Below are 7140 nucleotides of genomic sequence, written 5' to 3'. Positions count from 1 at the left end.
AGCATCACGCCTTTCCATGAGAGAAGAGGAGGAGGCGACGAGCGGATTCGAACCGCTGATCGGGCTTTTGCAGAGCCCTGCCTTACCACTTGGCCACGTCGCCGCACCTGGAGCGGGAGACGGGATTCGAACCCGCGACATCTTCCTTGGCAAGGAAGCGCTCTACCACTGAGCCACTCCCGCATAGCAGGTTAGAGGAAGTTCTCTAACCTTGTGCCATTAAGATAGCACATCTCTGGCGATTTGTCAACGGGTTTTGGCCCGGATTCCAGAAATTTCTCAGCCGTCGCAGGGGAGAGAGGCCGATCTGTCCCTGGAGCCAGGCCAGAGCCGTTCGTGAGGCGGCTCCAACGAACGGGTCAGGTCAGAAGGGAGGGCGGATAGTCTGGCTGGTCCGTCATGCCTGGGGCAGATAGCGAGGACAAGGTAGCGATCGGTTCGCTACCGCCAGCGTTGCCAGTGGCAGAGACTGCGCCAGCCTACAAGCTCTGGAGAGGAGTTCTCAGGAAGAAATAGCAGCGGAGGGGAATACGTCTGCCCAGCGGCGTGAGCCAGTTTTAGCCAGTCTCGCCGGCCTGCTCATCCTCATCCTCGTACTCGTACAGTATACTGGCAGCGGCCACTAGAGCCGCTGTTTCCGCACGAAGAATGCGGGGACCAAGCGAGACAACGAGGGCGCCACACTCACGAGCCAGCGCCACTTCCTCAGGAGCCAGTCCGCCTTCGGGTCCGATAAAGAGGGCCACAGTTAATGGCCTGCTCATCAATACAGCCTCGTGTACCTGTCGTCGATGAGCACGCAGGGCTGTGCGCAGACTGAGCTTTTTCTCCTGCTCCCACGGCATTACAATCAAGGCGTCAGAGGGAAGCTCGGCCAAAGCCTGGGAAAGACTGCGTACGGGGAGCAATGCGGGAATACGGGCCCTGCCACATTGTTCTGCCGCCTCCTGTAGAATACGTTGCCAGCGCTGGACCTTCGTCGCTCCTAGCTCCTCCTGCCCAATCTGCGATCGCTGGCAGCGCAACGGTACAAAAGCGCTGATACCCAGCTCTGTCCCTTTCTCCAGAATCCACTCGAAGCGGGCTGACTTCAGCAGTCCCTGATAGAGCACCAACCGGAGGCAGCCCTCGCTGCGGCCCTTACGCCGCTCGACGATTTCTACTTCGACGCCGGAGCGCCCAGTATGAACAATCCTCGCTTCGATTTCGTCGCCGCTGTTATCGAGCAAGACCACATGCTCACCGGGGGTGAGCCGTAAGACATCACGAACCTGATGCGCTACTGCTGCGGGCAGCATCACCCTGTGCAACGAGGACCGACTGGTCTGGGCTAATAACTCAGGCGAGATAAAGAAACGGTGCATGGTCGCCCATCAGGCTAGGCAGGCTTGCGCATGACAAAGAGCAGCCAGTCATCGGTTTGCACGGTAGCCATTGGGCAAAGCCCGGCTGCTTGGAGAGCCTGCTCGACCTTATCTCGGTGTTCCTGCAGCACACCGCTGGCGAGCAGCAGTCCGCCAGGAGCCAGGACGGTAGCCATAAAGGGGGCCAGAGAGCAAATCACGCCCGCCAGAATGTTCACTACGAGCAAATGATAGCGACCGGTCAGAGCCAGGCTGCGCTCTTCATCGAGGGTTCCGTGAATCACTCGAATGCGCTCGCTGAGGTGATTGCGCTCCGCATTTTCGCGGGCACTAGCCACAGCAACATCGCTAATATCATAGGCATCGACCTCGTCCGCCCCCAAGAGGGCGGCGGCCAGGGCCAGGATACCCGAGCCAGTCCCCAGGTCGAGGACACGCATACCGGGCTGGACGCGCCTCTCCAGCTCCTCCAGACACATTCTTGTGGTCGGATGCAGACCCGTACCAAAGGCCATGCCCGGATCGAGCGTCATCACCACCTCACCCTCAGCTGGCGTGTACTCGCGCCACGAAGGGCAGATGACCAGACGGCGGCCAATGTGCGTCACATGATAGGATTCCTTCCAGGCCGAGGCCCAGTCCTCTTCACGAATCAGGCGCGTCTCTAGCTCTCCAACAAGGCCAGCTCCGATACTGGCAAGATGCCACAGTCCCTCAGCAATGCGCTGTTGGGCCTCCTCCTCTTTGCCATCGACCGCCAGATAGGCATGAATCTTGACAGGATGGCCAGGGAGAATGCGATACTCCTGCCCGTCATCGAGCAATTCGATCGGCTCTTCGATGGCCACACCACCATGCGTATAGCGCATGAGGAGTTCACTGACGGATTCAACCGCCTCGGGGTGCGCCTGCACCGTTAATTCTATCCACTGCATCGCATCTCGATCCTCACCTTAAATCAGGTAATGCCCTTTCACTCTTATCCCAAGGGTCGCGCGATATTCTATTATGCCATCAGGAGAGCGCGCACGCAACGCGCTTCCCCACCCGGGGCAGATCAGAGGGTCTGTGAGGGCCGCTGCTGCCTGGCCTGATCCACCTATCCCTGGGGCCTGGCCTCCAGAGGATCAACCGGCACACAGAGAGCCTCCCTCACCCTTGTCCTGCTGACAGGTTCTTTCAGCCAGCAGGCGGCGCCGGGCGCGTTGTCAACGCGCTCTCCTGGCTAAAAGACCGCTGGCTCTGTATACTCACCAAAGACCGCCCGGAAGACATCCATGATCTCGCCCAGGGTAGCATAGGCTCTCACAGCTTCAATAATGGCGGGCATGGTATTCTCTGTTCCCTCGGCCACGCGACGCAGATTGTCGAGAGCTTTCCTTACTGCTGCCTGATCTCGCTCTCTGCGCACACGGTTCAGGCGCTCCAGGTGCACACGCTCCCCCTCACGATCGATGTAAAGCGTGGGCACCTTCATGTCTTCTTCCATCACGTATTCATTCACACCAACAATGATGCGTTTGCGTTGCTCGATCTCTTGCTGGTAGCGGTAGGCCGATTCAGCAATCTCTCGCTGGAAGAAGCCATTCTGGATACACGCCAGTACTCCTCCTAGCTCCTCGATCCGCCTGATATAGTCCCACGCCGCCTGCTCAGTCTCATCAGTCAGCTTCTCTACGAAGTAGGAGCCTCCCAGCGGGTCAACAGTGTTAGCGACCCCGCTCTCGTAGGCAATAATCTGTTGAGTGCGCAGGGCAATCAGAGCAGCCTTTTCGGTAGGAAGCGCCAGCGCCTCGTCGAGGGCGTTGGTGTGGAGCGATTGCGTGCCGCCAAGGACTGCGGCTAGCGCCTGGATGGTGGTACGTACGATATTATTCTCAGGCTGCTGAGCGGTGAGGGAAACGCCCGCCGTCTGAGCGTGACAGCGCAGCAGCCAGGAACGCGGATTTTTGGCCCCGTAGCGCTCGCGCATGAGTTTTGCCCAGATGCGACGTGCCGCGCGGAATTTGGCGATCTCCTCGAAGAAGTCATTATGGACATCGAAGAAGAACGAGAGTCGCGGCGCGAATTCATCGATCTGGAGGCCACGCTGGAGCGCTGCTTCTACATAGGTCATGCCGTTGGCAATGGTGAAAGCCAGCTCTTGGACAGCAGTTGCGCCCGCCTCGCGGATATGGTAGCCACTGATGCTGACCGTGTTCCAGCGCGGCATGTGGCGCGCGCCAAACTCGATGGTGTCGACAACGAGGCGAAGGGAAGGCTCGGGAGGAAAGAGGAACTCTTTCTGAGCTATGTATTCTTTGAGGATATCGTTCTGTAGGGTGCCTCCCAGCTTCTCACGCGGGTAGCCCTGCTTCTCGGCGTTAACGATATACATGGCCCAGATGACCGCCGCCGGGCTGTTGATGGTCATGGAGGTGGTGATGCGATCAAGCGGCAGATCCTTAAAGAGGATTTCCATGTCGGCCAGCGAGGAGACCGCTACGCCACATTTGCCGAACTCTCCGGCGGCCATCGGATGATCGGTATCGTAACCGTAGAGCGTGGGCATGTCAAAGGCTGTCGATAGGCCTGTCTGCCCTTGCTGCAGGAGGTATTTGAAGCGCGCGTTCGTATCTTCAGCCGTGCCGAAGCCGGCAAACATGCGCATGGTCCAGGGCTTGGCGCGATACATCGTCGGCTGGACGCCACGAGTAAAAGGATACTCGCCCGGCAGACCGATATCACGCATGTAATCCAGGTGGGAAACATCCAGCGGGGTATAGACGCGTTTGACAGGCACGCTGGAGGTGGTCATAAGGTGCTCTCGCTCGGGCATGCGCTCAAGCGACTGTTTGAGCGTGGTCTCTTCCCAGCGCCGTTGCTCGGCTGCCAGCCGGTCCAGCTCAGCCTTATCAAAGAGAGTCCCCTGCACTAGACGGGGTTCCTTGCCAATATCCACAGATTCCTGGTCTAGCATGCCGCTCACTCCTCTTCGTCGAGAACCCTGCGGGACGGCCTGAGCCATTGACATTGCCGTCCCCTGGGACGATTTCCACAGTTGTATTGTACCATAGGTGTGGCCTCTCAACGCCCCTCTCCTCCCCGACCAGCGCCCTTCTCTTCCTTATCTCTCTCTTCATCCCGTGCTACACTTAGTTTGGAGGGATGTTATGAAACAAGCAGAGCAGAAAGCAACTGCTGGTCCAAGCCAGGCAGCTATGTTACCGGAAGAGCAGATTGCTGCTTTGCCTGCAGCAGGCCGTGACCTCTTCCTGGTCAGCACAGCTCACGCTTTTATTCACGCCATTACAGTATTGATGCCTCTTATTTATCCCCTTATCCAGGAGGAGTACCATCTCAGCTATACCCAAATCGGCCTGGTAGTCGCTCTTCCCAATGCCCTTGGGGGCCTTCTTCAGGTGGTCTTCGGCCTGGTGAGTCGCTATATCCTGCGCAAGGTGTTGCTTGGGATCGGCGCTATTCTTGGTGGCTTGAGCACCTTTCTGACAGGCACAATCAACGGTTTCTGGCCTTTGATGGCCTGGAGCACAGCTTTTCGCCTGGCTACCGCTCCTCAGCATCCCGTCGGTAGCTCCTATCTGACCGATCGCTATGGCCAGCGCCGGCATGGCTATGCTTTGGCCTGGCATATCGCCGGCGGCAATATAGGCACGCTGGCTGTCCCCTTTATCGCCGGTCCTCTCCTGGGACTTTGGGGTTGGCGCCCTTTGCTCTATGTGGCCGCTTTGCCGGGCATCCTGATTGGCATCGCCATTCTGATTCTGCTTGAAGAGGGCGGGCCACTCGACCGGCGTAGTCGTCTCCGGCAGCAGCCAGCGGAGGCTGCGCCGCAGCCAGCTCGCAGTCTTGCCCTGCGCGGGCGCGCTCTGATCCAGACGGGCAGAAGCCTGCTGCTTCCGCTGCGCGATCGTACGCTGCTCATCATCATGGCCGTTTCCATTATCGCCGCTGGCGGTCGTGGCCTGGGCAACGTTACAACCTATGTCCCCCTTTATTTGCAGAATGTTCGCCATATCGACAGTCGTCTTCAGGGTGTTCTCTTGACCTTGCTGCTCCTCGGCAGTGTGATCGGGCCACTGCTAGGTGGACGGCTCTCGGATCGCCTGGGGCGTCGTCCTATGCTCTATCTATTCTACGGTGCCTCGGCTGTAACGACGTTCCTCTTTATCGAGCTTGCTCGCCCAGGTATGCCTTTCTGGCTTATCCCACCGGCATTGCTGCTGATGGGTCTGGCTGTCTATGCCGAGGCTCCTTTGCTCCAGGCATACCTGGCCGATTCGGCCAGCCGCGATCTGCGCGACAATGCCTTCAGCCTGTACTTCGCACTTGCCTTTGGCGTTGGCTCTGCCTGGGGAGGCATCATCGGCTGGCTTATCGATCAGTTTGGCTTTCAGCTAGCCTTTATTGTGATGGCAATTTCCTACCTCCTGGCCGGGAGCCTGCTGACCTTGATCCGTCAGCAGCCAACAACCAGCGAGCGCTGAACAGTTCCGCTGCTTGCCTTCCTTTGTATCCGAAACGGAGCTGGGAGGCTCCCTGTTAGGGGAAGAGCAGAGTTGTTATGCAGGTTGGATTACCGCTAGCAGGGCATTCAGCGCACATCCCATCGCCTCCGAGGTGAAATAGTCTTCTTTGCCGATGCCGGCTCCAGGTTTGCTCACGTAGATCTGAAAATCGCCTTTCAGACGATAGAAGTAGCCATGATAGGTGTGCTCGTAAAACGGCCCTAGCAGCAAGGCAATAAGAGCATGCTCCTCACCGAGGAATGGGAGCGCGGTCTGGGCATTATAGAGCTGAAGGCCGCTCAGCGTTAGACACTGAGCACGTGTTTCTTTATAATCGCGGATAACGCTCCCATCTCTCAAGCGGAGGGCGAAGTAAAAGCCGCCGTGTTGTCTGTCCCAGAGACCGCTGGTGACGAAGAGGCTCTGGAGCAATGTGCCTGCGAGTGAAAGGTACTGGTGTTGACCGGTGAGACGATAGGCCAGGGCCAGCGCTGAGACTGCCTCTCCGGCGGAAGCTGCTCTGACTTCATCGCCTTGGGGTCGATCAGAGCCTGCGGGTCCGGCCACCATGTTCTCATAGAGCAAGTGCCTCTGGGGATCAAAGGCCACGCTGATGACGTGTTCCAGTGTCCGCTCTCCGGCTTCTCTCCAGGCTGGCACTTGCCAGCGTTGTCCTGCATCAATGAGAGCGGCGCCGCACTCTAGCGCATGAACAGTGTTATAGTCAGACGGTTGATGGCGTCGATCATAGATGGTCCCGACAAGCGGATCATACCAGAAGCGATAGAAACGCTCAACCAAGGCCCGCGCTTCTCCCAACAGAGAGGCGTCAGGCAAGGAGAGCGCCGCCGAGAGGAGAGAGAAGTAGATCCAGCCCTTGGGCAGATTATAATCCTGAAAATCGAGTCTGACCACGGCTAGTATTCGCTGCAGGTCGGCCTGATAGCTCACTCTGCCAGGGTTGAGGTGCTGATAGGCGCTCAAAGCGTTCAGATAGAGCAGATCGACCTGGGGATCATGCCTTTCCAGCGTCTCCCCTCGTGGACCGGGGCGAATGGCATTGACACGCTTTGGATCGGTCATCTTCCAGTTAATAAAAAGGCCGCCAGTGCGCTGGCCATGCGTCTTGGCCAGTGGATTCCAGGCATGTTCATGCATACTTTCCAGCACCTGTTCGATCACTGCCTTAGCCTGCTCGCGCCACCCAGGCAACAAGGCCAGGGAGGTCGCAGCTGCGACAAGGCCCTGTCCCGAACTGGGGGTGGGGC

5 protein-coding genes and 2 tRNA genes are annotated in these 7140 nt (G+C 58.3%); 1 reads left to right on the top strand and 6 read right to left on the bottom strand.

All coding sequences use genetic code 11. From position 1 onward, the window contains the following. Positions 1 to 32 precede the first annotated feature (32 nt). From IRZ31_RS18940 to IRZ31_RS18920, 5 genes are all read right to left on the bottom strand, one after another. Positions 33 to 103 (bottom strand) — tRNA-Cys (locus IRZ31_RS18940). Positions 104 to 108: 5 nt separating this feature from the next. After that, positions 109 to 183: transfer RNA gene (locus tag IRZ31_RS18935), tRNA-Gly, on the bottom strand. Positions 184 to 557: 374 nt separating this feature from the next. Next, positions 558 to 1364 (bottom strand): 16S rRNA (uracil(1498)-N(3))-methyltransferase, encoded by an 807-nt coding sequence (locus tag IRZ31_RS18930; protein WP_297156543.1) that lies wholly within the window; start codon positions 1362 to 1364, stop codon positions 558 to 560. A gap of 14 nt (positions 1365 to 1378) precedes the next feature. Beyond that, positions 1379 to 2299, bottom strand: coding sequence for a 50S ribosomal protein L11 methyltransferase (gene prmA / locus IRZ31_RS18925; RefSeq protein ID WP_297156540.1), 921 nt, complete (start codon positions 2297 to 2299; stop codon positions 1379 to 1381). Between the two features lie 290 nt (positions 2300 to 2589). After that, positions 2590 to 4323, bottom strand: coding sequence for a methylmalonyl-CoA mutase family protein (locus IRZ31_RS18920; RefSeq protein WP_297156537.1), 1734 nt, complete (start codon positions 4321 to 4323; stop codon positions 2590 to 2592). Positions 4324 to 4516: 193 nt separating this feature from the next. On the opposite strand from IRZ31_RS18920, the gene IRZ31_RS18915 reads away from it, so the two are divergent. Next, positions 4517 to 5851 (top strand): MFS transporter, encoded by a 1335-nt coding sequence (locus IRZ31_RS18915; RefSeq protein ID WP_297156535.1) that lies wholly within the window; start codon positions 4517 to 4519, stop codon positions 5849 to 5851. A gap of 75 nt (positions 5852 to 5926) precedes the next feature. On the opposite strand, the gene IRZ31_RS18910 is transcribed toward IRZ31_RS18915, so the two are convergent. After that, the coding region (locus IRZ31_RS18910; RefSeq protein ID WP_297156532.1) for a hypothetical protein at positions 5927 to 7140 on the bottom strand (1214 nt) is incomplete at its 5' end.

It is taken from the genome of Thermogemmatispora sp. (assembly GCF_019683635.1).
Classification (GTDB): domain Bacteria; phylum Chloroflexota; class Ktedonobacteria; order Ktedonobacterales; family Ktedonobacteraceae; genus Thermogemmatispora.
This window is presented reverse-complemented; position numbering and strand designations above follow the sequence as displayed.